The organism is Sphingomonas tagetis, assembly GCF_024211275.1.
In the GTDB taxonomy this organism is placed as follows: domain Bacteria; phylum Pseudomonadota; class Alphaproteobacteria; order Sphingomonadales; family Sphingomonadaceae; genus Sphingomonas; species Sphingomonas tagetis.
On the sequence record NZ_JAMLDX010000004.1, the window covers coordinates 167,015 to 190,477 of the forward strand.

Annotated in this window: 25 protein-coding genes; 8 read left to right on the top strand and 17 right to left on the bottom strand. The window is 66.5% G+C overall.

Going from position 1 to position 23,463, the window contains the following annotated elements; genetic code table 11:
- Nucleotide 1 precedes the first annotated feature (1 nt).
- Together M9978_RS07260 and purL are read right to left on the bottom strand one after the other, a co-directional pair.
- On the bottom strand, nt 2-409 hold the full coding sequence (locus tag M9978_RS07260) for a DUF3052 family protein (protein ID WP_254292336.1): 408 nt from the start codon (nt 407-409) through the stop codon (nt 2-4).
- A 293-nt stretch (nt 410-702) separates the two neighbouring features.
- Nucleotides 703-2,922, bottom strand: coding sequence for a phosphoribosylformylglycinamidine synthase subunit PurL (purL, locus tag M9978_RS07265; protein WP_254292337.1), 2,220 nt, complete (start codon nt 2,920-2,922; stop codon nt 703-705).
- 80 nt (nt 2,923-3,002) lie between these two features.
- On the opposite strand from purL, the gene M9978_RS07270 reads away from it, so the two are divergent.
- A complete protein-coding gene (locus M9978_RS07270) occupies nt 3,003-3,761 on the top strand; it encodes a TonB family protein (protein WP_254292338.1) in 759 nt (252 codons plus the stop codon).
- Here the strand turns inward: M9978_RS07270 and M9978_RS07275 are convergent.
- A complete protein-coding gene (locus tag M9978_RS07275) occupies nt 3,758-5,209 on the bottom strand; it encodes a phospholipase D-like domain-containing protein (RefSeq protein ID WP_254292339.1) in 1,452 nt (483 codons plus the stop codon). The two genes, M9978_RS07270 and M9978_RS07275, sit on opposite strands and share 4 nt — an antisense overlap.
- 80 nt (nt 5,210-5,289) lie before the next feature.
- Here M9978_RS07275 and M9978_RS07280 point away from each other — a divergent pair, with 80 nt between their 5' ends.
- Entirely contained in the window at nt 5,290-5,670 is a 381-nt protein-coding gene (locus M9978_RS07280; RefSeq protein WP_254292340.1) for a PAS domain-containing protein, read from the top strand.
- Here the strand turns inward: M9978_RS07280 and arsC are convergent.
- From arsC to M9978_RS07305, 5 genes are read right to left on the bottom strand one after another with little or no spacing between them, the layout of a single operon-like run.
- The gene (gene arsC, locus M9978_RS07285) at nt 5,667-6,002 is read right to left on the bottom strand and encodes an arsenate reductase (glutaredoxin) (RefSeq protein WP_254292341.1); all 336 of its coding nucleotides are present in this window, start codon (nt 6,000-6,002) and stop codon (nt 5,667-5,669) included. The two genes, M9978_RS07280 and arsC, sit on opposite strands and share 4 nt — an antisense overlap.
- Nucleotides 5,999-7,357, bottom strand: a complete 1,359-nt coding sequence (gene accC, locus M9978_RS07290) for an acetyl-CoA carboxylase biotin carboxylase subunit (RefSeq protein ID WP_254292342.1) — start codon at nt 7,355-7,357, stop codon at nt 5,999-6,001. The genes arsC and accC overlap by 4 nt, the downstream gene beginning before the upstream one ends.
- Before the next feature lie 6 nt (nt 7,358-7,363).
- A complete protein-coding gene (accB, locus tag M9978_RS07295; RefSeq protein WP_254292343.1) occupies nt 7,364-7,837 on the bottom strand; it encodes an acetyl-CoA carboxylase biotin carboxyl carrier protein in 474 nt (157 codons plus the stop codon).
- Between the two features lie 31 nt (nt 7,838-7,868).
- Complete coding sequence (gene aroQ, locus M9978_RS07300) at nt 7,869-8,309, bottom strand: type II 3-dehydroquinate dehydratase (protein ID WP_254292344.1); 441 nt, start codon at nt 8,307-8,309, stop codon at nt 7,869-7,871.
- 60 nt (nt 8,310-8,369) lie between these two features.
- The gene (locus tag M9978_RS07305; protein WP_254292345.1) at nt 8,370-9,716 is read right to left on the bottom strand and encodes a CHAT domain-containing protein; all 1,347 of its coding nucleotides are present in this window, start codon (nt 9,714-9,716) and stop codon (nt 8,370-8,372) included.
- Between the two features lie 91 nt (nt 9,717-9,807).
- Between M9978_RS07305 and thiS the strand changes: the two genes are divergently transcribed.
- Nucleotides 9,808-10,812 carry a sulfur carrier protein ThiS gene (thiS, locus tag M9978_RS07315; protein WP_302053847.1) on the top strand — a complete coding sequence of 335 codons (1,005 nt, stop codon included), beginning with the start codon at nt 9,808-9,810 and terminating at the stop codon, nt 10,810-10,812.
- Here the strand turns inward: thiS and M9978_RS07320 are convergent.
- Both M9978_RS07320 and M9978_RS07325 read right to left on the bottom strand, forming a co-directional pair.
- Nucleotides 10,805-11,389 (bottom strand): hypothetical protein, encoded by a 585-nt coding sequence (locus M9978_RS07320; protein ID WP_254292346.1) that lies wholly within the window; start codon nt 11,387-11,389, stop codon nt 10,805-10,807. The two genes, thiS and M9978_RS07320, sit on opposite strands and share 8 nt — an antisense overlap.
- Nucleotides 11,386-11,982 (bottom strand): class I SAM-dependent DNA methyltransferase, encoded by a 597-nt coding sequence (locus M9978_RS07325; RefSeq protein ID WP_254292347.1) that lies wholly within the window; start codon nt 11,980-11,982, stop codon nt 11,386-11,388. Before M9978_RS07325 ends, M9978_RS07320 begins: the two co-directional genes overlap by 4 nt.
- Nucleotides 11,983-12,245: 263 nt before the next feature.
- Between M9978_RS07325 and M9978_RS07330 the strand changes: the two genes are divergently transcribed.
- Nucleotides 12,246-12,578, top strand: a complete 333-nt coding sequence (locus M9978_RS07330) for a helix-turn-helix domain-containing protein (protein WP_254292348.1) — start codon at nt 12,246-12,248, stop codon at nt 12,576-12,578.
- Here the strand turns inward: M9978_RS07330 and M9978_RS07335 are convergent.
- The 7 genes from M9978_RS07335 to M9978_RS07365 all read right to left on the bottom strand — a co-directional run bounded on the left by M9978_RS07335 (nt 12,575) and on the right by M9978_RS07365 (nt 20,970).
- On the bottom strand, nt 12,575-14,224 hold the full coding sequence (locus tag M9978_RS07335) for a thiamine pyrophosphate-binding protein (protein WP_254292349.1): 1,650 nt from the start codon (nt 14,222-14,224) through the stop codon (nt 12,575-12,577). The genes M9978_RS07330 and M9978_RS07335 overlap by 4 nt on opposite strands.
- Nucleotides 14,221-15,609 carry a leucyl aminopeptidase family protein gene (locus M9978_RS07340; RefSeq protein WP_254292350.1) on the bottom strand — a complete coding sequence of 463 codons (1,389 nt, stop codon included), beginning with the start codon at nt 15,607-15,609 and terminating at the stop codon, nt 14,221-14,223. The genes M9978_RS07335 and M9978_RS07340 overlap by 4 nt, the downstream gene beginning before the upstream one ends.
- A 25-nt stretch (nt 15,610-15,634) precedes the next feature.
- Nucleotides 15,635-16,558, bottom strand: a complete 924-nt coding sequence (locus tag M9978_RS07345) for a hypothetical protein (RefSeq protein ID WP_254292351.1) — start codon at nt 16,556-16,558, stop codon at nt 15,635-15,637.
- Between the two features lie 45 nt (nt 16,559-16,603).
- Nucleotides 16,604-17,620: a sensor histidine kinase gene (locus M9978_RS07350; RefSeq protein ID WP_254292352.1), complete on the bottom strand. Its 1,017-nt coding sequence runs from the start codon at nt 17,618-17,620 to the stop codon at nt 16,604-16,606.
- Nucleotides 17,621-17,754: 134 nt separating this feature from the next.
- Nucleotides 17,755-18,027: an SWIB/MDM2 domain-containing protein gene (locus M9978_RS07355; protein ID WP_254292353.1), complete on the bottom strand. Its 273-nt coding sequence runs from the start codon at nt 18,025-18,027 to the stop codon at nt 17,755-17,757.
- 37 nt (nt 18,028-18,064) lie between these two features.
- Entirely contained in the window at nt 18,065-18,271 is a 207-nt protein-coding gene (locus tag M9978_RS07360) for a hypervirulence associated TUDOR domain-containing protein (RefSeq protein ID WP_254292354.1), read from the bottom strand.
- A 95-nt stretch (nt 18,272-18,366) separates the two neighbouring features.
- A complete protein-coding gene (locus tag M9978_RS07365) occupies nt 18,367-20,970 on the bottom strand; it encodes a TonB-dependent receptor (protein ID WP_254292355.1) in 2,604 nt (867 codons plus the stop codon).
- A 221-nt stretch (nt 20,971-21,191) separates the two neighbouring features.
- Between M9978_RS07365 and folE the strand changes: the two genes are divergently transcribed.
- The 4 genes from folE to M9978_RS07385 are packed head-to-tail and all read left to right on the top strand — an operon-like array spanning nt 21,192 to nt 23,427.
- Nucleotides 21,192-21,812, top strand: coding sequence for a GTP cyclohydrolase I FolE (gene folE / locus M9978_RS07370; RefSeq protein ID WP_254292356.1), 621 nt, complete (start codon nt 21,192-21,194; stop codon nt 21,810-21,812).
- 4 nt (nt 21,813-21,816) lie between these two features.
- Nucleotides 21,817-22,566, top strand: coding sequence for an SDR family oxidoreductase (locus M9978_RS07375; protein WP_254292357.1), 750 nt, complete (start codon nt 21,817-21,819; stop codon nt 22,564-22,566).
- The gene (locus tag M9978_RS07380; RefSeq protein WP_254292358.1) at nt 22,559-22,924 is read left to right on the top strand and encodes a dihydroneopterin aldolase; all 366 of its coding nucleotides are present in this window, start codon (nt 22,559-22,561) and stop codon (nt 22,922-22,924) included. Before M9978_RS07375 ends, M9978_RS07380 begins: the two co-directional genes overlap by 8 nt.
- A complete protein-coding gene (locus M9978_RS07385; protein WP_254292359.1) occupies nt 22,921-23,427 on the top strand; it encodes an energy transducer TonB in 507 nt (168 codons plus the stop codon). The genes M9978_RS07380 and M9978_RS07385 overlap by 4 nt, the downstream gene beginning before the upstream one ends.
- Nucleotides 23,428-23,463 lie beyond the last annotated feature (36 nt).

Here is a 23,463-nt window from a genome sequence, read left to right on the forward strand (position 1 = left end):
GTCAGCGTAATTCCTTGCGGATCATCAGCTTGAGGCCCGACCAGGTCTCGTCGACCGCGCACACCTTCACATCGACCAGACCGGTGGGCAATGCCACTTCGCGCACGACATCCTCGGTGACGTCGGTTTCGACCTTGGCGGCCTTTTTGGGCCAGGAAACCCAGATGAAGCCGCCGGGCGCGATCAGCTGGCGCAGCGCCTTGACTTCGCAGTCGAGCCGTTCGCGCGCGGTGACGAAGATGTGCGCGGCGTCGATGCCGGTGCACGGTCCAGCGAGCAGTTCGAGGCCGAGATGGTCGAGCGCGATCTCGTCGCGCACGCTGCCCGGCATGTCGGCGATGAAAACGCGCATGCCGGGTTTGAAGCCGAGCTTTTCGGCGAGCGGGGTGGTGGAATAGCCGGCGGGCATTGGTCGTCGTTCCTCCCGATTTCGTTCAGAAAGTCACAAAGGTCTCGACATCAACGCGCGAGTCCGCGGAACGGCGGCGAGCCGTGACCGTGGAGGCCGGAGGGTGGCACAGATTGGCGGTGTAGGAAAAGGGTTTGGCGGAAACAGCGCCAGTCTCACCGCCGTCGCCCCGGCCCTGTGCCGGGGCCCACCGGGCGGCAGGCGAGGGGCGAGAGACCGGATGGCATTGCAAGAGGCGCAGTGGCCCCCGGCACAAGGCCGGGGTGACGGTTGTTGCTATTGGGCGCTCTGTTTCAGGCGACCGCCGCCTCAGGCCCCATCAGCGCCGGGAAGAAGCCCTCATGCGCCTCGCGCAGGTCGGTCAGGCTGACGCACCAGTCGCCTTCGTCGAGTTCGAAGATCAGCCTGTCCTTGATCGTGCGGCCCATCGGATCCGCAGGGACGTCGGCTTGCGACGCGGCGGTGAGGAACTCGGTGAGCGCTTCGTCGGGCACGGTGACGATGTAGAGGCCTTGGTCCTCGCCGAAGAAGCTGCCGGCGACGCCGAACGGCTGCGCCTGATCGACCATCGCGCCAATGCCGCTGGCGAGCGCCATTTCGGCGAGCGTCACGGCGACGCCGCCGTCCGAGACGTCATGCACCGCGTTGACGAGACCGCGGTCGATGCACGCGCGGATGAAGTCGCCGGTGCGCTTTTCGGCGCGCAGGTCGACGGGCGGGGGCGGACCTTCCTCGCGGCCGTGGCGTTCGCGCAGCCAGATCGACTGGCCGAGATGGCCGCCGCGCTCGCCGACCGCGATGATCGCGTCGCCGGTCGCCTTGAACGCGATCGTCATCGACTTCGACCAGTCGGCGAGAATGCCGACGCCGCCGATCGCGGGAGTGGGGAGGATCGCTGAGCCGCCGCCGGTCGCCTTGGATTCATTGTAGAGGCTGACGTTGCCCGACACGATCGGATAGTCGAGCGCGCGGCAGGCCTCGCCCATGCCCTCGAGACAGCCGACGATCTGGCCCATGATCTCGGGCCGCTGCGGGTTGGCGAAGTTGAGGCAGTTGGTGATCGCGAGCGGCGTGGCGCCGACGGCGGTGAGGTTGCGCCAGGTTTCCGCGACCGCCTGCTTCCCGCCCTCGACCGGGTCGGCGAAGCAGTAGCGCGGGGTACAATCGGTGGTGATCGCGAGGCCCTTTTGCGTGCCATGGACGCGGACGACCGCCGCGTCGCCACCCGGGCGCTGGACGGTATCGGCGCCGACCATGTGGTCATATTGTTCCCAGATCCAGCGGCGCGAGGCGATGTCGGGCGAGGCCATCAGCGCGAGCAGGTCGGCAGCAATGTCGGTCGATTCGGGCTCGTCGGTCAGCTCCGCGGGCTTGGGCGTCGGGACGTGCGGGCGGTCGTAGAGCGGGGCTTCGTCGGCGAGTGGTGCGAGCGGGATGTCGGCGACGGTCTCGCCCTTCCACTTGAGCACCATGCGGCCGGTTTCGGTGACGGTGCCGATGACGGCGAAGTCGAGCTCCCATTTGCGGAAGATCGCTTCGGCGAATGCCTCGCGGCCGGGCTTGAGCACCATGAGCATGCGCTCCTGGCTCTCGCTCAGCATCATCTCATAGGGGGTCATGCCGGTTTCGCGCTGGGGAACGTCGTCCATGATCAGCTCGATGCCGACGCCGCCCTTCGACGCCATCTCGACGCTGGAGGAGGTGAGGCCCGCGGCGCCCATGTCCTGGATCGCGACGATCGCGTCGGACGCCATGAGTTCGAGGCACGCCTCGATCAGCAGCTTTTCGGTGAAGGGGTCGCCGACCTGCACGGTCGGGCGTTTGGCGTCGGCATCCTCGCCGAAATCGGCGCTCGCCATGGTCGCGCCATGGATGCCGTCGCGGCCGGTCTTGGAGCCGACATAGACGATCGGATTGCCGACGCCCGAGGCCGCCGAATAGAAGATCTTGTCCGTCTGTGCGACGCCCACGGTCATCGCGTTGACCAGGATGTTGCCGTCATAGGCCTTGTGGAAATTGACCTCGCCACCGACCGTGGGAACGCCGACGCAATTGCCATAGCCGCCGATGCCATGGACCACGCCGGCGATGAGATGCTTCATCTTGGGGTGGTCGGGGCGGCCGAAGCGCAGCGCGTTCATGTTGGCGACCGGGCGTGCGCCCATGGTGAAGACGTCGCGCAGGATGCCGCCGACGCCGGTCGCGGCACCCTGATAGGGTTCGATGTAGCTCGGGTGGTTGTGGCTCTCCATCTTGAAGATGGCGGCCTGGCCGTCGCCGATATCGATCACGCCGGCATTCTCGCCGGGGCCGCAGATCACCCAGGGGGCTTCGGTCGGGAGCTTCTTGAGGTGGATGCGGCTCGATTTGTACGAGCAATGCTCCGACCACATGACCGAGAAGATGCCGAGCTCGGTGAGGTTGGGCTCGCGGCCCATGGCGTGCAGGACGCGCTCATATTCCTCAGGGGACAGGCCGTGCTCGGCGACGATCTCGGGGGTGATTGCGGTCATGCGGGCGCGCATAGCGGGGCAGAGCGCATTCGTCACCCTGATCAAGCATCAGTTCAGGGGGTTTGTGCGTTTTTACCCGCATGACGACGATGACTCTCTCGACTCCGCGTGAGCGGATTGGCGGCGCGGCGGCGGCGCTGGGGATGACGGCTATCCTCGGCGCGGCGCTGGTGCTGGGGCTGGCGGTGCGCGAGCAGCTGGCCGTGCCCGACGAGGATGTCGCGCTGTTCGAGGTGACGCCGGATCGGCCCGAGGCGAAGAAGAAGTCCGAGCGCATGCCCCAGCGCAACACGCGGCCGTCGGGCGCCGCGGCACCGCCGAATCTGCGCTCGCGGGCGACGGAGGTGCAGGCGCCGGTGCCGGTTGTGCCGATTCCGGTGCCGCCGGTGATGACGGTCGCGGAGAAGGCAGCCGATGGCGTGCAGGCGACCAGCGGAGCGGCCCCGGTCGCGGGGCCGGGGACCGGCGCCGGTGGTGAGGGCGACGGCTTTGGCGGTGGCGGTGATGGCGACGGAGACGGCGCGGGCGATCGTGACGCGACGCCGCCGCGGCAGATTCGCGGGCGGATCAGCAACCGCGACTATCCGGAGAATCTGTCCGATGCCGGCATCGGCGGACGAGTCACGGTGCTGTATGTGGTGGCGGTCGATGGGCGCGTGCCGGAATGCGACGTGGTCGGGTCGAGCGGCAATGCCCAGCTCGACGCGTGGACCTGCAGGCTGATTCGCGAGCGCTTTCGCTTTCGTCCGTCGCTAAATGGCAGAGGGCGGCCGGTGCCTTCGCTGATCCGCGAGAATCACACCTGGACGGCCTATCGCGAGCCGCCGGAACCGCGCTAGCCGCCGAAATGGCGAAGCAGGCCCCCCTTCGACATCGCTTCGAACGTGGTTTCCGCGCCTGAGTCGAGCAACTGGTTGTCGGCGAGCCAGGCTTCGACCGTGGCGAGATCGGGCACTTCATAGTCGCGCAGCGTTCGCCCGCTGGTGCGCAGCGAATCGATCGTGGCGATGAGCGAGCCGGTGCGGGCGATGCTGTCCGCGACGGTGACGGTGTCGAGGCCGAGATGTTCGGCGATCAGGCTGTTGCGGATACCGGCGATGCGCGCCGCCGTGGCGTCCTCGGTGGCGGCGAGCGCGACGTCGCATTCGGTGTCGAGTCCGAGCGAGCGGTTGTTGAAATTGGACGAGCCGACGCGCAGCACGCGGTCGTCGATCACCAGGATCTTGGCATGGACGTAGATCGGCTGCCCGGATCGCGTGATCGGGTGGTAGATTCGCAGCCGGTCGTGCGGATCGCGCTGCTTCAGTGTCTGGAACAGCCGCGCACGGGCCGTGTCCATCGCTTCCTGCTCGAGCCAGCCATCGGCCTGCGCCGGGTTTATCACGACGATTTCGGCGCCGTCGGGTTCGGCGAGCCGCTGCGCCATCGCCTCGGCGATGCGGCGCGAGGCGAAATACTGGCTCTCGGCATAGATGTGGCGGCGTGCGGTGGCGATCAGGTCGACATAGAGCGATTCGATCTCGCGGATCGCGTCCTCGTGCGGCATTTCGGGCTGGGTGCGGGCGATCGCGACGCGCGTGCCGGTGAAGTCTGGTGTCAGGCATTCGGGCCAGCATTCATTGTCGACCTCGGGCGCGGCGACCGGCGCGCCGCCGGCGCGGTGCCAGCGGTCGCGGCACAGTTCGCCGAGCGCGCGGGCGGCCGGGCCTTGAATCGCCGTGGTGGCGTCGTGCCAGGGCATATAGTCGCAGCCGTCGGGATCGGTGCGGCTGCACTGGTCGGAATGATCGCGCGTGTCCCAGCGTGACAGCGTCATGTCGATGCCGCCGCAAAAGGCAACGCAATCGTCGATCACCACGATCTTCTGGTGATGCGACGCTCCGGGCGGGTGGGTGGCGTCGAGCTTGAGATGGACCTGCGCATCGAACCGCCATTTGAGCAGGGTGCGGAACGTCTTGCCGCGGAAGATCGTCTTGAGCGCGCCGAGGTCCCAGCGCAGGATATGGACCTGAAGCTGCGGATCGCGCGCGATCAGCCAGCTGATGAACGCGCCGACCTCGCGCGGGGCCTCGGGATGGTCGGGCGGATCGTCATGCGTCAGCATGATGCGCGCGTCGAAGTCCCAGCCGATCAGCAGGATCTGCTTCCGGGCCTTGAGCATCGCCTGTCGGGCGGCGCGGAAATAGGCTTCGGCATCGATGATGACCGCCAGCTTGGTGGCGTGCTCGACGCGCCAGCAATTGCGGCCCGGTTCAAAGATCAGGGCGTTGCGGTCGGGAGCTTTCATGGCAGGCGGATAACGCATCCGAAACGAAAAGGAGCCGCGCGATTACTGGATTTTAGCGGATGTCCTGATATGCGGCGGGCATGCGACCGGATGGCCACCAGCCCGCGACCGTGACGCCGCTTCAGGCATCGTGGCAGTGCGACCTGCGCGACAATTCGCTGACGTGGAGCGATGGCGTTTACGACCTGTTCGGCTTGCCGCGCGGATCTGCGGTCGAGCGCGAGGATATCGTCGCAATGTATCTGCTCGAATCGCGCGAGGAGCTCGCCCGGTTGCGCAGCGTGGCGATCGCCGAGCGGGGCAGCTTCACCTTCGAGGCGCGGATCCGCCGGCCGGACGGCGAATTGCGCTGGATGCGGGTGACCGCCGACGTGGTCTGCGAGGATGGCGTCGCGCGCTATCTTTACGGATCGAAGGTCGATGTGACCGATGAGATGGCCGCGCGCGACGAAGCGGCCTAGAGTATCTCGCGGATCGCCTCGGGCGGACGGCCGAGGCGGACGCCCTTTTCGGTTTCGACCAGCGGGCGCTCGATCAGGATCGGGTCGGCCGCCATCGCGTCGAGGATCGCATCGTCCGACGCGTCCTTGAGCGATTTCGCGCCATCCTCGGCCTTGCGCAGTCCGTCGCGCGGCGAGAGGCCGGCTTTGGCGTAGAGGCGGGCGAGTTCGTCGCGGCTCGGCGGCGTCTTGAGATATTCGACCACCGTCACCTCGGCGCCGGCATCCTGCAGGATCGCCAGCGCCTCGCGCGACTTGGAGCAGCGCGGGTTGTGGTAGATGGTGGCTTTCACGCCGCCTCGTCCTGCTTTGCCAGCCACTCTTCGAGCCACTTGATCGTATAGTCGCCCTGCTGGAATTGCGGGTCGTCGAGCAGCGCCTGATGAAGCGGGATCGTGGTCTTCATGCCCTCGATCACATATTCCTCCAGCGCGCGGCGCAGGCGGCGGAGCGCACCCTGGCGCGTCGTGCCATAGACGATCAGCTTGGCGATCATGCTGTCGTAATAGGGCGGCACCTTGTAGCCGGTGTAGAGCCCGCTATCGACGCGGACGTTCATGCCGCCGGGTGCATGATAGGCCTTCACCACGCCGGGCGAGGGAGCGAAGGTGCGCGGATCCTCGGCATTGATGCGGCATTCGATCGCGTGGCCGCGGAACTGCACGTCCTCCTGCCGCAACGTCAGGCCGTGGCCTTCGGCGATGCGGATCTGCTCGCGGACGAGGTCGAGGCCGGTGATCGCCTCCGTGACCGGATGCTCGACCTGAAGCCGCGTGTTCATCTCGATGAAGTAGAACTCGCCATTTTCCCACAGGAACTCGATCGTGCCGGCGCCGCGATAGCCCATATCGGCCATCGCCTTGGCGCAGATCTCGCCGATGCGGTTGCGTTCCTCGGTCGAGAGGACCGGGGAGGGGGCCTCTTCGAGCACCTTCTGGTGGCGGCGCTGGAGCGAGCAGTCGCGTTCGCCGAGGTGGATCGCGTTGCCATTGCCGTCGCCGAAGACCTGGATCTCGATATGACGCGGGTTGCCGAGATACTTTTCGAGATAGACGGTGGCGTCGCCGAATGCGGCCTTCGCCTCCGTGCCCGCCTGGAGCATCTGGGTTTCAAGGTCTTCGGGGCTGGTCACGACCTTCATGCCGCGCCCGCCGCCGCCCGATGCCGCCTTGATGATCACCGGATAGCCGGCCTTCTCCGCGATCACCTTGGCTTCCGCGATGTCGCTGATCGCGCCGTCGGAGCCGGGGACGAGCGGCAGACCGAGCGCGCCCGCGGTGCGCTTGGCCTCGATCTTGTCGCCCATCGTGCGGATATGCTCGGGCTTCGGCCCGACGAAGATCAGGTTATGCAGCTCGACGATCTCGGCGAACTTGGCGTTTTCCGAGAGGAAGCCATAACCGGGATGGATCGCGTCGGCGCCGCTGATTTCGGCCGCCGAAATGATGTTCGGGATGTTGAGATAGCTGTCCGCCGCGGCCGGCGGGCCGATGCACACGGCCTGATCGGCGAGCCGGACGTGCATCGCATCGGCATCGGCGGTGGAGTGCACCGCCACCGTCTTGATGCCCATCTCATGGCATGCGCGATGGATGCGCAGCGCTATTTCGCCGCGATTGGCGATCAGGAGCTTCTTGATCTCGGGCAAGGCGCGTTACTCGACCACGACGAGGGGCTGGTCGAACTCGACCGGCTGGCCGTTCTCGATCAGGATCGCCTTGACGGTGCCGCCATGCGGCGCGGCGATCGGGTTCATCACCTTCATCGCCTCGACGATGATCAGCGTGTCGCCGGCCTTGACCTGGCTGCCGACCGAGATGAACGGCTTGGCGTCCGGCTCGGCGGCGAGATAGGCAGTGCCGACCATCGGCGACTTGACCGCATTCTCATGCGCCGGCGTGATCGACGCCGGATCGGACGGCATCGTGGCCGGCGCCGCGACGGGCGCGGCGGCCAGCGGCGGCGCGGCATAGGCGACCGGCGCGGCGGCGGCCTTGCGCGCGACGCGCACCTTGCGGTCGCCGTCCTCGACCTCGATCTCGGTCAGGTTGGTTTCGTCCAGCACCGTGGCGAGCTGGCGCACCAGCTCGATATCCACGTGCATCCCCTTGTTGTTCTCTTCGCTCATGCGACCTCGAATTTCAGAGCGGTAGCCGTTGTCACAGTCGAGCCGCAGCTTCAAGCGCAAGCAGGTAGGAAAGCGCGCCGAACCCGGCGATGGTTCCCTTCGCCGCCTGCCCGACATAGCTCAAATGACGGAATTCCTCGCGCTTGTGCGGGTTGGACAGATGCACCTCGATCACCGGCGTGCGGATCGACTTGATGCAGTCGTGCAGCGCGATCGAGGTGTGGGTGTAGGCGCCGGCATTGAGCAGCACGGCCTTTGCGCCGCGCGCCTGCGCCTCGTGCATCCAGTCGATCAGATGGCCTTCGTGATTCGACTGACGCATGTCGATCGCGAGGCCGAGTTCCTTCGCGCGATCCTCGAGCAGCCCGGCAATGTCGTCGAGCGTGTCCGAACCATAGATTTCCGGCTCGCGCGTGCCGAGCAGGTTCAGGTTCGGGCCGTTCAGGACATAGACGTTGGACGGATCGGGCATCGTTGCACTCGCGCAAGGGTCACATTGCTCTAGCCGGGCGCCTCGTTCAGGTCGAGCCTTTCAAGCCGTGGCGGGCGCGCCGAACACGGAGAAGCTCGCCCAAGCCGCGGGATCGGCGGGGAAGCTCGCGCGCGCGGCCAGCTGGGCGAGACGCAACGCCTCTTCGGGCAGCTTGCGCGAGACGAATGCATGGCCGGCAAACTCGACCATCAGCGCGCGGGTGGCGTTGTCGTCGACATTCCACAGGCTGGCGATCACCTGACCCGCGCCAGCCGAAATCCAGCCGCGCGCGACGCCATAGGTGCCGCCGTCGAACGTCTTGCCGAGCGCGGTCTGGCACGCGCTGAGGATCACCAGCGGGTGCCACGCCGCCCACGCCTCGAAGCGCTTGCCGCGCAGATCGCGGCCGAACAGATGCCCGCCGGACAGGGCGAGGAAGCTGCCATCCATCGGGTTGACCGAATTGGCGACGCCGTGAGTCGCGAGATAGACGATGCTCGCCTCGCCATAATTGTCGATCGCGGCAAGGACGCGGTCGCGCGTGGCGGCCCGGCCGGTCAAAACGCGATGGGGCGGCACGGCGAACATGCGCGCGAACGCCGCGACCTCTTCCTCCGCGGCGGGGATCGCGCGCCATTCATAGTCGGTATCGGCCGACAGATCGGGGTTGCCGACCAGCAGGGCGTTGCCGGGCCTGAGCTGCTCGCTGGAGAAAACGCGCATCGGATCGGCGAGCGTCTCGATATCCGGCACGATGACGCTGGCCCAGCGGTCGACGAACATCGCTTCGCCCAGCGGCAGCGCGGCATAGGGCGCGGCGCCGGTGTCGCGCGCCGGCAGGATCAGCAGGCGTCCTCTGCGATCGGCAAGGGCACGACCGATGTCGCCGGGCAGCAGCAGGTCGCGGGTACGCACCAGCGCCGCCTCGGGCGACAGCGCCGCATCGGACTGGCGCGGCGGAATGCGCGGCACGCCGCGTTTCACGGGCGCGCGCGTCGCCGTCCGCACATCGACGCGCAGTGCGGAGAGCACGAAGCCGAGTTCGGTGTAGCTGCCCGCCGTTCCGCGTGCGACGACGCCCTCGGCGCCGATCAGCCAGGCGTGCAGCCGCGATTGTTCGTCGAGCCAGTGCAGCAGTGCGAGCGTGGGCGTGTCGGCGGACAGCGTGGCAAGCCGCCGGACGATCGCCTGATGCGTGCTCAATACCTTGGCAACGGGCGCCGCCGTCCCGGGCATCGCGTAAAGCCCAGTCCCGAATTTGCGCCGAAAGCCGACCGAATAGCCAAGATGGCTGCGGATCGCCGCGTGCAGCAGGGGATCGGGCTGCGCCAGCGCGGCGGGCGCAGCGCCGAGCGCCGCGGCGGCGGCGGAAACGGCAAAAAAGCGGCGGCGGGAGAGGGGCGGCATGGCGGACCGGTCCTTTCGAAGGCGCTGCGGTTGTTCGAGCCGCCCGAACCTACCTATATGCGCGCACGACTCAATCGCGACAGGAAACGAGATGCACGCCGACGGCACGATCACCATCATGGTCAATGGCGAGCACCGGCGCGTCACGGGCGGCATCACCCTGGCCGAGCTGGCGAGCGAGCTGGGGCTGGTGCCCGAAAAGGTGGCGGTCGAACGCAACCTCGAGGTGGTGCCGCGCTCGACGCTGGCGCAGGTCCTGGTCGAGGATGGCGACGAGATCGAGATCGTGCATTTTGTCGGTGGCGGGGATCATGCCGTGGCCGTCGAGGAGGACAGCTGGAGCGTGGCGGGCCAGACCTTCCGCTCGCGGCTGATCGTCGGGACCGGCAAGTATAAGGACTTCGCGCAGAACGCCGCAGCGGTCGAGGCCTCGGGGGCGGAGATCGTCACTGTCGCGGTCCGGCGGGTGAACGTGTCAGACCCGAACGCGCCGATGCTGACCGACTATATCGACCCCAGGAAGATCACCTACCTGCCCAACACCGCGGGCTGTTTCGATGCGGAGAGCGCGATCCGCACGCTGCGGCTGGCGCGCGAGGCGGGCGGCTGGGAGCTGGTGAAGCTCGAAGTGCTGGGCGAGGCCAAGACGCTGTATCCGGACATGGTCGAGACGCTGCGCGCGACCGAGGTGCTGGCCAAGGAAGGCTTCAAGCCGATGGTCTATTGCGTCGACGATCCGATCGCGGCGAAGCGGCTGGAGGACGTGGGCGCAGTTGCGATCATGCCGCTGGGCGCGCCGATCGGGTCGGGACTGGGCATCCAGAACCTCGTCACGATCCGCCTGATCGTGGAGGGGGCGAACGTACCGGTGCTGGTCGATGCCGGGGTCGGCACGGCGAGCGACGCGGCGGTGGCGATGGAGCTGGGCTGCGACGGCGTGCTGATGAACACCGCGATCGCCGAGGCGAAAGACCCGATCCTGATGGCGCGGGCGATGAAGCTCGCGGTTGAGAGCGGGCGGCTGGCCTATCGCAGCGGGCGGATGGGCAAGCGGCGCTATGCCGATCCGTCGAGCCCGCTGGCGGGGCTTATTTAGGCTGGTCCGCTAGCGGCAGCTTTGCGCGAGCGGCCACGCCGTCCAGGAACCTGCAACGCGCCTGCCTGCCGGTGTCATGCGCATTGGCACGCATGTTTCGGTATGCCGGATCGGGCGAGATCGGCCCAGCGAGCTTAGCTTGCGCGTATTTGCCGCAAATTCGCGCGGCTACTGTTTCCCTGATGCATCCGTTCAGGAAGTTGATCTGGAATGGTGTCAGGGCATTAGTCAGGTGAGAAGCTTGCCGTTCTCGCAATAGACTCCGCCGATGCGCTGCACCGGCGCGATGGATCAGTTCAAGGCTGAAATATCTGTCCATGCCGCCCTTGCCTTCGAACAGTTGGTCGAAGCTGTAGCCACATTCCTCGATGCCGGAATAATCGAGCAAGATGGAAGTCCGAAGCATGAACTCGGCATTCTGCTCGCCCATTGTATCGAGCAGTCGGCCCGCAGCAAAAATCGATCCCGGTTCATCGCTGGACGCCATTGCGGCGTGAGCGGCGACCGCAGCTAACGGACCGGCAGCGAAGCCTATGAGCACCGCACTGGCGAGGAGAACAATCAGCTTTCGAATCATACCCGCCCCACCAGCCACACGGTCATGCCGCCGCAATCGGGGTCCTCGATCTTGTGCGCGATCTCGGCGAGGCCGCTTCTGGCGAACACCGCGCGGTATTCGCCGGGGGAGAGGCTGGCGTGGAAGAGTTCTTCGCCTGCGATCTCGCCGATGCTGATGCCACGGTCGGGGCCGGAGTTGAACAGCGCCACGCCGCCGCGCTTGAGCCACACGCCGATGCGCTGGATCAGCTTTTCCTGCATGTCGGCTTCGAGGTGGAACAGGCTGCTCCACGCGATGATGCCGTCATAGGCCGAGGATTCGGCGCCGAACTTGCGCATGTCCGCCTCGATCCATTTGTGGCGGAAGAAGCGCGTGCGGGCGAGCGAGATCATCGAGGGGGCGAGATCGATGCCGGTCAGGCGGTAGCCGCGGTCGACCAGGAACCGGTCGATCGGCTCCCCGCCGCCGCAGCCGAGGTCGAGGATCTCGCCGCCTTTGGGGATGGTGCGGATGAAGCGTTCGAGCCATTGGCGCTCGGGAAAGGACCGGCGGCGCGCGGCATCGAAGGCATGGGCATGGCGCTGGTAGAGGTCGGCGATCCGGTCAGGCATCGGACCGCCTTTCTGACGCTGTGCGCAATCGAACCGCATCCCCCATCGGCTGGCTTTCCCGAACCGAATTTCCTGCCGTCATCATGCGCCAAGTCGTGCGGAAGATCAAAGTGGACGGCCTTAAGGTTTGGTTAGGATCGATTCTGCGGGAAGTTGCTGTTTTTCGGCGGCGAACCGAGTCGACTCGTTAATCCTCTTATGCATTAATCAGCAGACGCCGGGGCGGTCCCGGCCCCGTCAGCCAGCCGGGGGGCTGAACACCGATGAATGCCATGATCGAGCATCCGATCCTTCCGTTCGCGCAGGACGAGTGGCGCGTGGAACCGCGTGGCAGCCTGGGCGAGGCGCTGACCGAGGCGCGGCTGCGCTGCGCGATGAGCATCGAGGATGTCGCGGCGGAAACGCGCGTGCCGGTGCGCTATCTGGCGGCGATCGAGGCGGAGCGGTTCGATCTCATTCCGGCGCTGGTTTACATCAAGGGCTTCGTGCGCGCCTTTGCCCGCGCGGTGGGCCTGTGCGAGCGCTGGGCCACCGAAGCGGTCAAGGCCGTGCTCGCTGATCGCCGGGGTGACCGGCGGGTAACCGCCGCGGCCTAATTCGCGCGGATCGCCGCGATCGTGGTCGCGGGCGTGATGATTTCCACGTCGGTCTTGAGATGCAACAACCGCACGCCGGACTGCGCCAGCGCGCGGTCGAGCGCGGGAGCGAAATCGGCGGTCGTCTCGACGGTTTCCGACCAGCAGCCATAGGCGCGGGCGAGCGCCGCGAAATCGGGGTTGTGCAGCGTGGTGCCGGAGAGGCGGGCAGGGAACTCGCGCTCCTGATGCATGCGGATCGTGCCATAGGCGCCATTGTCGATGACGAGGACGAGCATGTTCGCGTTGTGCTGGACGGCGGTGGCGAGTTCCTGTCCGTTCATCAGGAAGTCGCCGTCACCGGCGATGGCAACGATTGGCCGGTCGTCGAAGCGCAGCGCCGCAGCCGTGGCTGCTGGCACGCCATAGCCCATCGCCCCCGCGGTGGGAGCGAGCTGGCTAGGCTGCATTCCATAGCGCCAGTAGCGGTGCCACCACGCCGAGAAATTGCCAGCGCCGTTGCAGATGATCGCATCGCCAATGCGCTCACGCATAGCCAGGACGCACTGGCCGAGGTCCAGCGCGACGCCCGCCCGAGGTTTGGGCGTGGACCATTCGAGATAGTCGGCACGCGCCTCGGCGGCGGCGGCATTGGGCCGCTCGGGGAACTCCGCCCGGACGATCTCGATCGCAAACGCGCAGGGATCGGCACAGATCGCGATGTCGGCCCGATATACGCGGTTGAGTTCGTTAGGGTCGGGATAGACGTGAATGAGGGTCTGGCCGGGATGATCGGGAGTGATCAGGCCATATCCGTCAGTCGTCGCTTCACCGAGCCGCGCGCCGAGCGCAAGTATCACGTCGGCTTGCTTGATCCGTTGCACCAGCTTGGGATTGGGTCCGTATCCAAGATTGCCGGCCCATGCCCGCCGGACATTCGGCATCGCATCCTGACGGCGAAAGGCAGCAGCGACCGGAATACCCCAATGCTCAGCAAAATGCCCGAACGCTGCACCAGTCGCGATGTCCCATCCGGCGCCGCCGACAATAGCGACAGGACGTTCTGCCCGCCGTAGGGTTTTCAGCGTTTCCGTGAGCACTTCGGACGCGAGATAGGTCGTTGGCCGCTCGATCTTCGGCCGATCCACCGCTTCGACCTCATCGAGCAGCATATCCTCGGGCAGCGCGATCACCACTGGCCCCGGTCTGCCGCTGATCGCGGTGTTCCAAGCCCGCGCGATATATTCGGGGATGCGGCGGGCGTCCTCGATCCGGGTCGCCCATTTGGCAAGCGGGGCGAACATCGCGGGGAAATCGACTTCCTGAAAGCCCTCGCGGTCGCGCATGCCGCGCGCGACATCGCCGATGAACAGGATCATCGGAATCGAATCCTGCATCGCGACATGCACGCCAATGCTGGCGTTGGTCGCACCCGGGCCGCGGGTGACGAAGCAGATGCCGGGGCGGTGCGTCATCGTGCCGTCGGCGCAGGCCATGAACGCCGCGCCGCCCTCTTGCCGGCACGTCACCAGATCGACCTGCGGCGTGTCATGCAGCGCGTCGAGCACGGCGAGGAAGCTTTCGCCCGGCACATGGAAGATGCGGTCGCAGCCCTGCGCGACGAGGTTGTCGACGAGGATGCGGCCGCCGGTGCGAAGCGGGGTCATGCGGCGTAGCGCGCCTTGAGCATCGCCCACACCGCGCGCAGGCTCATCGCATCGCCGCCCTTGGGTCGGCCCGGCTTGGGCGTCGGGCGCCAGGCGAACAGGTCGAGATGCGCCCAGGCGATCTCCTTCGGCACGAAGCGGCGCAGGAACAGGGCGGCGGTGATCGGTCCGGCGAACGGGCCATCGGGCGCGTTGACCATGTCGGCGATGTCGGACTTGAGCATCTCGTCATACCCGTCCCACAGCGGCAGCCGCCACAAGGGGTCGTGCTCGCTCGTACCAGCGTCGAGCAACGCCGCGGACAGCGCGTCGTCATTGGCGAACAGCGCGGGCAGTTCCGGGCCGAGCGCCACGCGTGCCGCGCCGGTCAGCGTCGCGAAATCGAGGATGAGTTGGGGCTTGCCCTCGACCGCCTTGGCCAGCGCGTCGCCCAGGATCAGACGACCTTCGGCATCGGTGTTGGTGTTCTCGACCGTCAGGCCCTTGCGCGACCGCAGCACGTCGCCCGGACGGAACGCGTTGCCCGATACGGCATTCTCGACCGCCGGGATCAGCAAATGCAGCCGCACGGGCAGCCGCAGCGCCATGATCACGCCCGCCAGCGCCAGCGCATGCGCCGCGCCGCCCATGTCCTTCTTCATCAGCCGCATCCCGGCGCTCGGCTTGATGTCGAGCCCACCGGTATCGAAGCAAACGCCCTTGCCGACCAGCGCCAGCCGGGGGTGCTTGGGGTTGCCCCATTCGAGTTCGATCAGGCGCGGATCGCGGCCGTTCGCGGCGGCCCGGCCGACCGCGTGGATCATCGGATAGCCTTGCTCGAGTGCGTCGCCGCGGGTGACGGTCAAGGTCGCGCCGGCGGCCTTGGCCAGCGCGGCCGCTTCCGCCTCCAGCTCGGCAGGCCCCATGTCCGACGCGGGCGTGTTGACCAGGTTGCGGACGGTGAAGGTCGCGGCGGCGAGCGCGAAGGTTTCGGGGATGCGGCCCGGCTCGCCGGTCAGCAACGTGCGCGGACCGCGGCTGTCCTCATCCTTGCGGTAGCGATCGAACCGGTATTGCGCGAGAATCCAGCCGAGCATCGCCGGGCCGGGTTCGCCCTGCGCGAGGCGGTAGGTGCCCGCAGGCAGCTGCTCGCCCAACGAGGCGATACGGTAGGGCGAGGATTCGGAATCGTCGCACACCAGCAGCATCGACCATTCGTCGGGCGTGTCGCCGGGAAAGATCGCACGGTTGCCCGCCTTGCCGGTCACCTTGTTAGCGGCGATCGCGGTGCGCGTGCGCGGCGGTTGGGCGTTGAGCCAGTCGGTCCATTGGTCGGGGTGGACGAGGTGGATGGTGCGCGCGGGCTGGCCGCGGTCGGGCTGCAGCAATTGGGACAGGTCGGTCATCGCGGCGATGTAAGCACCCCCGCCGTCATGGAGCAAGGCGCGTGGCCGGCGCGGTGCAGATGGTCATCGCGCGGTCGGTCATCGCGACCAGCCGGTTGCGGCTGTCCGCCAGCGCGGCGGGATCGAGACCGCGCTCCTGCGTTTCGAAATTCACATAATCCATGCCGTGCAGCAGCGCATAGTTGGACAGCGAACCGTCGCTGATGGTGACCTTCTCGAACACAATATTGAAGTCGGCGAGCGCCAGCGCCTTGCCGCAATAGGCGGAGAATGGCGCGGCGCCATTGCGGTGCGCGACATAGGCGAGGCTGTCGTCGTCATCGAAGGGCCATGCGCGCGCCTGTGACGGGTGCGGCTGCATGACATCGTCGCAGAAGCGGATCGACACTTCGCCACGGCCTTGCGGATCGCCCTGGTTGCAGCGCGACGCGGTCGTGTCGAAGCCCGGCGCGTTGGTGTGCAGCGCGACGATCGGGCGCGCGCCGCGGGCGTAATCGGCGAGTACCGTCGCGGCATAACGCGGATAGCCGTCGCGGAAATTGCGGTTGGGATCGATCGGGCGGCCGAACTCGACCGCGGCATTGCGGCGCGTGCCGTCGCGCTCCTCGGCGATGCCGGAATCGACGATGATGACGACTCCGCCATAGGCGCGGACGCCGGCCAGCGCGGCCTCGAACCCGGCATTCTCATTGTCGTGCGGCACGAACCACAGCGGTCCGCGCGGCTGCGCGATATTGGCGATGCGGAACAGCCGCCACGCGCCGCGCTCCTCGCGAAACTCGATGCGTGAGACCGTAAGGCCCTTCCATGCCGCCGGATCGCGGTGGCGGGCGAAATCGTCGTCTACAAGCGTCAGCGGATCGACTGGTATCGATGATATCCCGGGCGCGGACTGGACCCCGCCAAATGCGATCCAGGCGGCAAGCAGCGCGGCGCAGCGTGGAAACATCGGCCCAGTGTAGGGCGATCGAGGCAAGGGATAAACCCGCGTGGTTCAGGCCGACGCGCGCCACTCGATCGGGAGGTGAAGCTTGGCCACGCTGCCCTGGACGGCATTGGGCGTCAGCGAAAACTGGCCGCCGAGTTGCTCGGCGAGCGTGCGCGCGATCTTGAGGCCGAGGCTGTTCGACGCCGCTGCATCGAATCCGGCTGGCAGGCCCACCCCGTCATCAACGACCGACAGCAGGAGCTGTTCGCCTTCGAACCCCACATGAACCCCGATTGTGCCGGTCTCACGGTCGGCAAAGCCATGCTCGACCGCGTTGGCGACCGCCTCCGCGATAATCAGCGCGACCGGGATTGCGGCATGCGCTTCGAGCTGGACGCCCGCTTTGGCTTCGACCGAACACTCGATCCCCGGACGCCCGCCGGCGTTGACCAGATCGGCGAGGAGATCGGGCAGAAACCGGTCGAGCGAGAGGTGTGCGCCATCGGGATTATAGAGCTGACGCTGGATTCGCCCGATTGTCTGCAGCTTGGCGACCGCGTCGGCCAGCGCCTGCGACGCACCGGGGTCCGTGATCCTGCGGCGCTGGAGCGACAGGACCGAGCCGATCATTTGAAGATTGTTCGATACGCGATGCTGGAGTTCGTGGAACAGCAGCTCGGCATGCGCGGCAAGATCCTCGCCGCGCTGCCGTTCGGCGCGCAGGCGGATATTGGCGCGCTGCATCCAGTGGATGATCAGAATAGTGAGTGTGACGACCGCAGCATAGACGCCCAGCGCGAACGCAGCGCTGTGCCCTGGCGCTAGGCTCCACAACGGCGGCAGAAAGAAATACAGACCGGCTGCCGCGCCGAGCAGCGCCGTGAGCACCCCCGGGCCAGCGCCCAGCAGGAAGGTCGCGATGATCGCAGCCGGAAAGAAGGTGGTGAAGGGAAAGCCCGAAGGCAGCGCCGGGACAAGTGCGAAGCGAAGCGCGAGCGCCAGGCTGCTGATCGCCAGCGCGGCGCCATAGCGCAACGACGCCCGGTCGCGCGCCAGCGGCAGGCTTTCCAGGAAGCGGTTCATCCCGTTCGCCAAATGCATCCCCCCGGACACCCGTCCGGCGGCGGATCGGGTACCGCGACAGAATGCAACAAAAAAGCCCCCGAAGCCAGCGGCTTCGAGGGCTTTCGATCGAGCGGCTGTGAAGCCGGCGACGATTACTTGGTGACGTGCTTGGCGATATGCTTGTTCAGTTCGAACATGGTCGCCTTGTCGCCGCCGAAGACCTTCTTCAGCTTGTCGTCAGCCAGGATCTCGCGCTTGTTGGCGGGGTTCTGGAGATTGTTCTTCTTGATGTGATCCCACATCTTGCTGACGATCTCGCTGCGGGGCAGCGGGCCGGCGCCGACGATCGCGGCCAGGTCGGCCGAGGGGGTGACGGGCGTCGCGATGCCACCACGGGCGCCGCCGGTTGCCTTCTTTTCCGCCATATTTTCTTCTCCTTTGGCGAACCGGCGACACGCCGGCTCAAATCTTGGTCAGCGCCGACGGCTTGTGTGAAGCTTTGCCACCGTTGTCGCTGGTGACGATGTACTGTGGTTCTTCACGCGATGCACGTACTTGATGACCCTTGATGGTGGTATCTGACACTTGTTTGTGGAGAACTTCGCCTCTGGCGACCCCTCCATGCGACTTCCATGACACACGGTCGCCCGATTTCAAGTCTTTGGCCACACCGATTCTCCTCCGAGGAACAACAAAGCAAGGGCGCGCCGGCTTCCCGGACGCGCCCCCTTTGCCGCTCGACCGGACCGGCTGGTCCCGTTTGCTCAGAAGCGGACCCGCGCCTTCACGCCATAGAAGCGCGGCGGCGAAGGATAGACCGCGAAGCTCGCGCCCTGCTCCGGCACCGGGAACGAGGTGATGTTGTAGTAAGTATCGAACAAGTTCTCGACATAGGCCTCGATCCCGAACTGCTGTTCGGCGCCGAAATTCAGGCCGATGCGCGCGTTGACGATGCTGTAGCCGTCATTGGTCGTATAGGGCCGCGCGATCGGGTTGTTGATCGTGTTGGCGTCGCTGTTGGTGCGCCAGTCGACATGGAACAGCGCGCCGACATTGTCGCTGATCTGCGGGGTCCAGGTGACCGCGCCCGTGATGACGTTGCGCGGCGAATTGGTCAGCGGACGGCCGTTGTCGGAGCCGGCGAGCGGATCGCGCACCTCGGTATCGAGCAGCGTGTAGTTGAGCATCACGGTGAGGTCCGAAGCCGGACGGAACACCGATTCAAGCTCGATACCCTTCGAGATCACCTTGGCGAAGTTGCGGGTGACGAAGCGCGAGCCTTCGAACTGCAGGTTCTGATAGCCCTTGATCTCCGTGTAGAAGCCCGAGGCGTTGAACTGGAACTTGCGGGTGAAATTGGTCTTCACGCCGACTTCGAATGCATCGACCAGTTCGTTGCTGAACTCGAGATCGCTGATCTGCGCGCCGTTGCCGCCGAGCAGCACGGAGTCGAACGAACCGCGGTCGAGATTGTAGCCGCCCGACTTGTAGCCGCGGTCATAGCCGCCATAGAGCAGCACGTCGTCGTTCACCTTGAACGCCAGCTTGGCGGTGCCGGTGAACTCGTCCTCGGTGCGCTTGCCGGCATAGTTGCCGTTGAACTCGGAGTTGATCGTCGGGTTGCAGGTGTAGAGGTGTGCGAGGCTGAACAGGCCGGCGCTGTTCAGCGCTTGACGGTAGAGCGCCGTCGTCGGGCTCTGCCAGAAGGTGCAGGCCGGGACCGAGGCGTTGAGGTTGGCCGCGATATCCTTGGTCTCGCGGTTCCAGCGCACACCCAGCGTCAGCGAGACATTGTCGCTGATGTTGATGATGTTGTGCGTGAAGATCGCGAAGGCTTCGGTATCGACGGTGTAGTTGTCGGCGATCTGCCCCGCCCCGTTGGGCGTGCGCGGGATCGGCTGGAGGAACGTCGCCAGCACGGTCGGGCCACCTGCGGCAGCCGCGGCGGCGAGCTGCGGATTGCTGGCGAGGAATACCTGACCCATCAGCGGCACGCCGGGGAGGGTGCCGAACAGCTGGCCGCCTGAGGGCAGCGCGGCGCTGCGGGTCAGCTGGTTGACGACGCCATCGACGAACTGATCGGCCTGGGTGCCGTAGCGGACGGTGTCGGTCAGCGTCAGCTCTTCGTTGAGGTAGAAGCCGCCGACCAGCCAGTCGAGTGCGCCGCCGAACGCACTGCCCTTGAAGCGGATTTCCTGCGTGAAATCACGGATGCCGGTGCGGTAATTGTCGCGATAGGCGCGGTCGAGACCCGAGAAGTCGATGTCCTGGCTGCGCGTCGCCTTCCAGTCGCGATAGGCGGTGATCGAGGTCAGCGCGACGTCGCCCAGCTGCCAGTCGAGCTGGCCGGAAATACCCCATTCCTTGACGCGTTCGGTCAGATCGCGGTTGGGCGAGGTCGCCATCAGCCGCGCCTCGCGGTTGAACGGGCGGACGATGCCGTCGCGGCCGGTCGCGCCGCCGACCAGCGGGTTCGCGGAGAGCGCTTCGATCAGGTTGCTGGTGACGAAGCCGAGCACGCCGCCCGTGGTCGTGGTGTCGCGGCCCGAGGGCAGCAGCTCGAAGCCCGAGCCGGTGTTGAGCGCGCCGCAGCACGACTCGTCGGTCTCGGCATACTCGCCGATCAGGCGGAAGGTGACGTCGGCGGTTTCATATTTGGCCTGCCCGCGCGCGAACCAGCGGTCGATATTGTTGAACTGACGGCCGGTGTTGGGATCGGTGATGTAACCATCGCGCTTGTGATATCCGCCATCGGCGCGGACCGAGAGCTGCTCGCTGATCGGTCCGGTGATGCCGGCCTTGACCTCGATCTCGTCGAGATTGCCGTAGCTGCCCTCGACATAGCCGCCGAACTGCGACGACGGACCCTGCGTCGTGATGCTGAGCGCGCCGGCCGAGGTGTTGCGGCCGAACAGCGTGCCCTGCGGGCCGCGCAGCACTTCGACGCGATCGATCGGGGGCAGGTCGGCCAGCGCCACGCCGGCGCGGGCGCGGAACACGCCGTCGATGAACACGCCCACCGCCGGCTCGAAGCCGGGATTGTCGCCGGCGGTGCCGATGCCGCGGATGCGCAGCACGACGCCGGTGGCGGAGGACTGGCCGGTGGTCACCTGAAGGCTCGGCGTGATCTGGCGCAGGCCGCGAATGTCGCTGATGCCCGAATTTTCGAGCTGCTCGCCACCGACCACGCTGACCGCGATCGGCACATCCTGCGCGGCCTGGGTACGGCCGGTCGCCGTGACGACGATCTCGCCGTCGTCGGTGATCACCTCGGCGGCGGGGGCGGCTGGCGCGGTATCCTGCGCAAAGGCGGGTGCGGCGGCGGTGAGCGCAATCACGGACGCGGTGACGAGATGCAGGTTACGCATGGGAAAAGGCCTCCTCTCTGGGTGACGCCCCGATCTGCTGCCGGGTCGCAAGTGGCAATTGTCGCGAGGCTAACGCTGCCGCGAAGCTTACGTCAACGTCAAATGATGCTAGGAATCCGGCGGAAATGCTTGCTATTTCGCCTTCCGCAACGGTTGTTGCCGAAGGGCAACACCGCCAACCATGCTTGCCGTAGCGTCAGGGACGGGGATAGAGCCGGGATATGAGTCACGATCACGACGAACCCGAAGACGGCGACATCGTCGCGCCGCTGTCCAAAATTCCGGTGCCAGACGAGGTGGCCGACGCGGTGCGCACGATCCTGCGCTGGGCGGGCGACGACCCGACTCGCGAAGGGCTGATCGACACGCCGGTCCGCGTCGCGCGGGCGTGGCGCGAATATTGCCAGGGCTATGGCGAGGACCCGGCACACCATCTTTCGCGCATCTTCGAGGAAGTGGGCGGCTATGACGAGATCGTCCTGCTCAAGGACATCCCGTTCCAGTCGCATTGCGAGCATCACATGGCTCCGATCATCGGCAAGGCGTCGATCGCGTATCTGCCGCAGGATCATGTCGTGGGTATTTCAAAGCTGGCGCGCGTGCTCCACGCTTTCGCACGGCGGTTGCAGGTGCAGGAGCGGCTGACTGCGGAAGTCGCCGACTGCATCTGGAATCACCTGAACCCGCGCGGCGTCGCGGTGGTGATCGAGGCGAGCCATGCCTGCATGACTGCGCGCGGTGTGCGAACGCCGGGCGTCGGCATGGTCACCAGCCGCATGATGGGCGTGTTCCGCGAGGACGAGCGCAGCCGCAGCGAAGTGCTGAAACTGATGGGTTATTGATCGCATGCGCGTGCTCGTTACAGGCGGCGCGCGGCGGATCGGGGCGGCGATCGTGCGCTATCTGGCCGGCGCCGGGCATCAGGTGGCGGTCCATCATCATGACTCGCATGACGAGGCGGCAGCGCTGGCGGCCGAGCTGGGCGTCGCGTTGGTGACCGCGGACCTTGCCGATCCGGCCGAGACGCGCGGGCTGGTACAGGCGGCGGCGACGGCGCTTGGCGGCCCGGTCGAGGGGCTGGTCAACAATGCCTCATTGTTCGCATGGGACGCACTGCCCGTGGCGGATTTCGCCGGGCTCGACCGGCATATGCACGTCAATCTCGGTGCGCCGCTGATCCTCACCTCGGCGTTGGCGGCGCAGACCGGGCTGGACGAGGGCGCGGTGGTCAATCTGCTCGATCAGAAGCTGGCCAACCCCAATCCCGATTTCCTTACTTACACGCTGAGCAAGGCGGGATTGGCCGAGGCGACCACGCTGCTGGCGATGGCGCTGGCGCCGCGGGTGCGGGTCAATGCGGTGTCACCGGGCCTGTCGCTCCCCAGCCTCGACCAGAGCGAAGAGGAATTTGCCCGGGTGTCGCGCGCCAATCTGCTTGAACGACGCGTGGCGCTGGAGGACATCGCACGGACGATCGAGTATCTGCTGACGGCACGCAGCGTCACCGGGCAGAACGTCTTCGTCGATTGCGGCCAGCGGCTGGTGAAGCGCGAGGGCGACGTGATGTTCGACATGCGCGAGCGCCCGGATGGTTGACTATACGATCCTGCTCGAAGGGCTCGAGGTAACGCTTGGGCTCGGCATCCACGATCACGAACGCGCCGCGCCACAGCGGGTGTCGGTGAGCGTGTGGCTGACCTGCAGCTATGACGCGCCGCCGGCGGATCGGATCGATGCGGTGGTCGATTACGACTATCTGCGCGAGGGCATTCTGGCGCTGGGGCGGGGCCACCATATCGAGCTGCAGGAAACGCTGTGCGAGGCCGTCGCGGCACTGGCGCTGGCGGCGGATGCGCGGGTGCGCGAGGTGCGGGTGCGCTCGATGAAGCTGGATGTGTATCCGGATGCGCGGGTAGGGTGCGAAGTGATGCGGGGGCGGGGCGAGCGGCGGTGAAGCTCGACGACGAGTTGCCGGATCGCGGTTCGGGTGCGCCAGTGCGGCCCGGCGGCGGAAATGGGATTGCGGCCTTGGTGTTCGTGGCGGTACTCGTGATCGGCGGCGCGCTTGCCTACATCTTCACGCAGTCCGAAAGCCGTTGGTATGGTTCACCGATCGACGCGGACGTACCTGAGCGCGAGCCGCGGCCTACCGCTGAAACCGGCCAGTCAGGCAAGTTGCGGCCTGCCGGCAGCCCGCAAAACTGGGTGACGGATGACGATTATCCGCCCGAGGCGTTGCGCCAGGGCTGGCAGGGGACGGTCGGCTTCACGCTGGAGGTCGGTCCCAATGGCCGTCCGCATGCCTGCCATGTCACGACGTCATCGGGCACGAAGCTGCTCGACGATGCGGCGTGTGCATTGTTGATGAAGCGGGCGCGTTTCGTGCCGGCGCGCGATGGGACCGGCAACGCGGTGAGCGCCAAGTTCAGCTCGCGCTTCACCTGGCGAATTCCCTAATAGCGATGGGATCAACGCCAGCGTCCGTATTGCAGC

Excerpts from the sequence above, each read along its gene's own strand:
- folE (WP_254292356.1), top strand. The coding sequence starts at position 21,192 with ATGAGTCACGATCACGACGAACCCGAAGACGGCGACATCGTCGCGCCG.
- thiS (WP_302053847.1), top strand. The coding sequence starts at position 9,808 with ATGCACGCCGACGGCACGATCACCATCATGGTCAATGGCGAGCACCGG.
- M9978_RS07350 (WP_254292352.1), bottom strand. The coding sequence starts at position 17,620 with ATGAACCGCTTCCTGGAAAGCCTGCCGCTGGCGCGCGACCGGGCGTCG.
- M9978_RS07275 (WP_254292339.1), bottom strand. The coding sequence starts at position 5,209 with ATGAAAGCTCCCGACCGCAACGCCCTGATCTTTGAACCGGGCCGCAAT.
- M9978_RS07280 (WP_254292340.1), top strand. The coding sequence starts at position 5,290 with ATGCGACCGGATGGCCACCAGCCCGCGACCGTGACGCCGCTTCAGGCA.
- M9978_RS07305 (WP_254292345.1), bottom strand. The coding sequence starts at position 9,716 with ATGCCGCCCCTCTCCCGCCGCCGCTTTTTTGCCGTTTCCGCCGCCGCC.
- M9978_RS07270 (WP_254292338.1), top strand. The coding sequence starts at position 3,003 with ATGACGACGATGACTCTCTCGACTCCGCGTGAGCGGATTGGCGGCGCG.
- M9978_RS07380 (WP_254292358.1), top strand. The coding sequence starts at position 22,559 with ATGGTTGACTATACGATCCTGCTCGAAGGGCTCGAGGTAACGCTTGGG.
- M9978_RS07355 (WP_254292353.1), bottom strand. The coding sequence starts at position 18,027 with ATGGCGGAAAAGAAGGCAACCGGCGGCGCCCGTGGTGGCATCGCGACG.
- accB (WP_254292343.1), bottom strand. The coding sequence starts at position 7,837 with ATGAGCGAAGAGAACAACAAGGGGATGCACGTGGATATCGAGCTGGTG.
- M9978_RS07335 (WP_254292349.1), bottom strand. The coding sequence starts at position 14,224 with ATGACCCCGCTTCGCACCGGCGGCCGCATCCTCGTCGACAACCTCGTC.
- M9978_RS07325 (WP_254292347.1), bottom strand. The coding sequence starts at position 11,982 with ATGCCTGACCGGATCGCCGACCTCTACCAGCGCCATGCCCATGCCTTC.
- M9978_RS07320 (WP_254292346.1), bottom strand. The coding sequence starts at position 11,389 with ATGATTCGAAAGCTGATTGTTCTCCTCGCCAGTGCGGTGCTCATAGGC.
- M9978_RS07365 (WP_254292355.1), bottom strand. The coding sequence starts at position 20,970 with ATGCGTAACCTGCATCTCGTCACCGCGTCCGTGATTGCGCTCACCGCC.
- M9978_RS07260 (WP_254292336.1), bottom strand. The coding sequence starts at position 409 with ATGCCCGCCGGCTATTCCACCACCCCGCTCGCCGAAAAGCTCGGCTTC.
- purL (WP_254292337.1), bottom strand. The coding sequence starts at position 2,922 with ATGACCGCAATCACCCCCGAGATCGTCGCCGAGCACGGCCTGTCCCCT.
- aroQ (WP_254292344.1), bottom strand. The coding sequence starts at position 8,309 with ATGCCCGATCCGTCCAACGTCTATGTCCTGAACGGCCCGAACCTGAAC.
- M9978_RS07345 (WP_254292351.1), bottom strand. The coding sequence starts at position 16,558 with ATGTTTCCACGCTGCGCCGCGCTGCTTGCCGCCTGGATCGCATTTGGC.
- M9978_RS07375 (WP_254292357.1), top strand. The coding sequence starts at position 21,817 with ATGCGCGTGCTCGTTACAGGCGGCGCGCGGCGGATCGGGGCGGCGATC.
- M9978_RS07340 (WP_254292350.1), bottom strand. The coding sequence starts at position 15,609 with ATGACCGACCTGTCCCAATTGCTGCAGCCCGACCGCGGCCAGCCCGCG.
- M9978_RS07330 (WP_254292348.1), top strand. The coding sequence starts at position 12,246 with ATGAATGCCATGATCGAGCATCCGATCCTTCCGTTCGCGCAGGACGAG.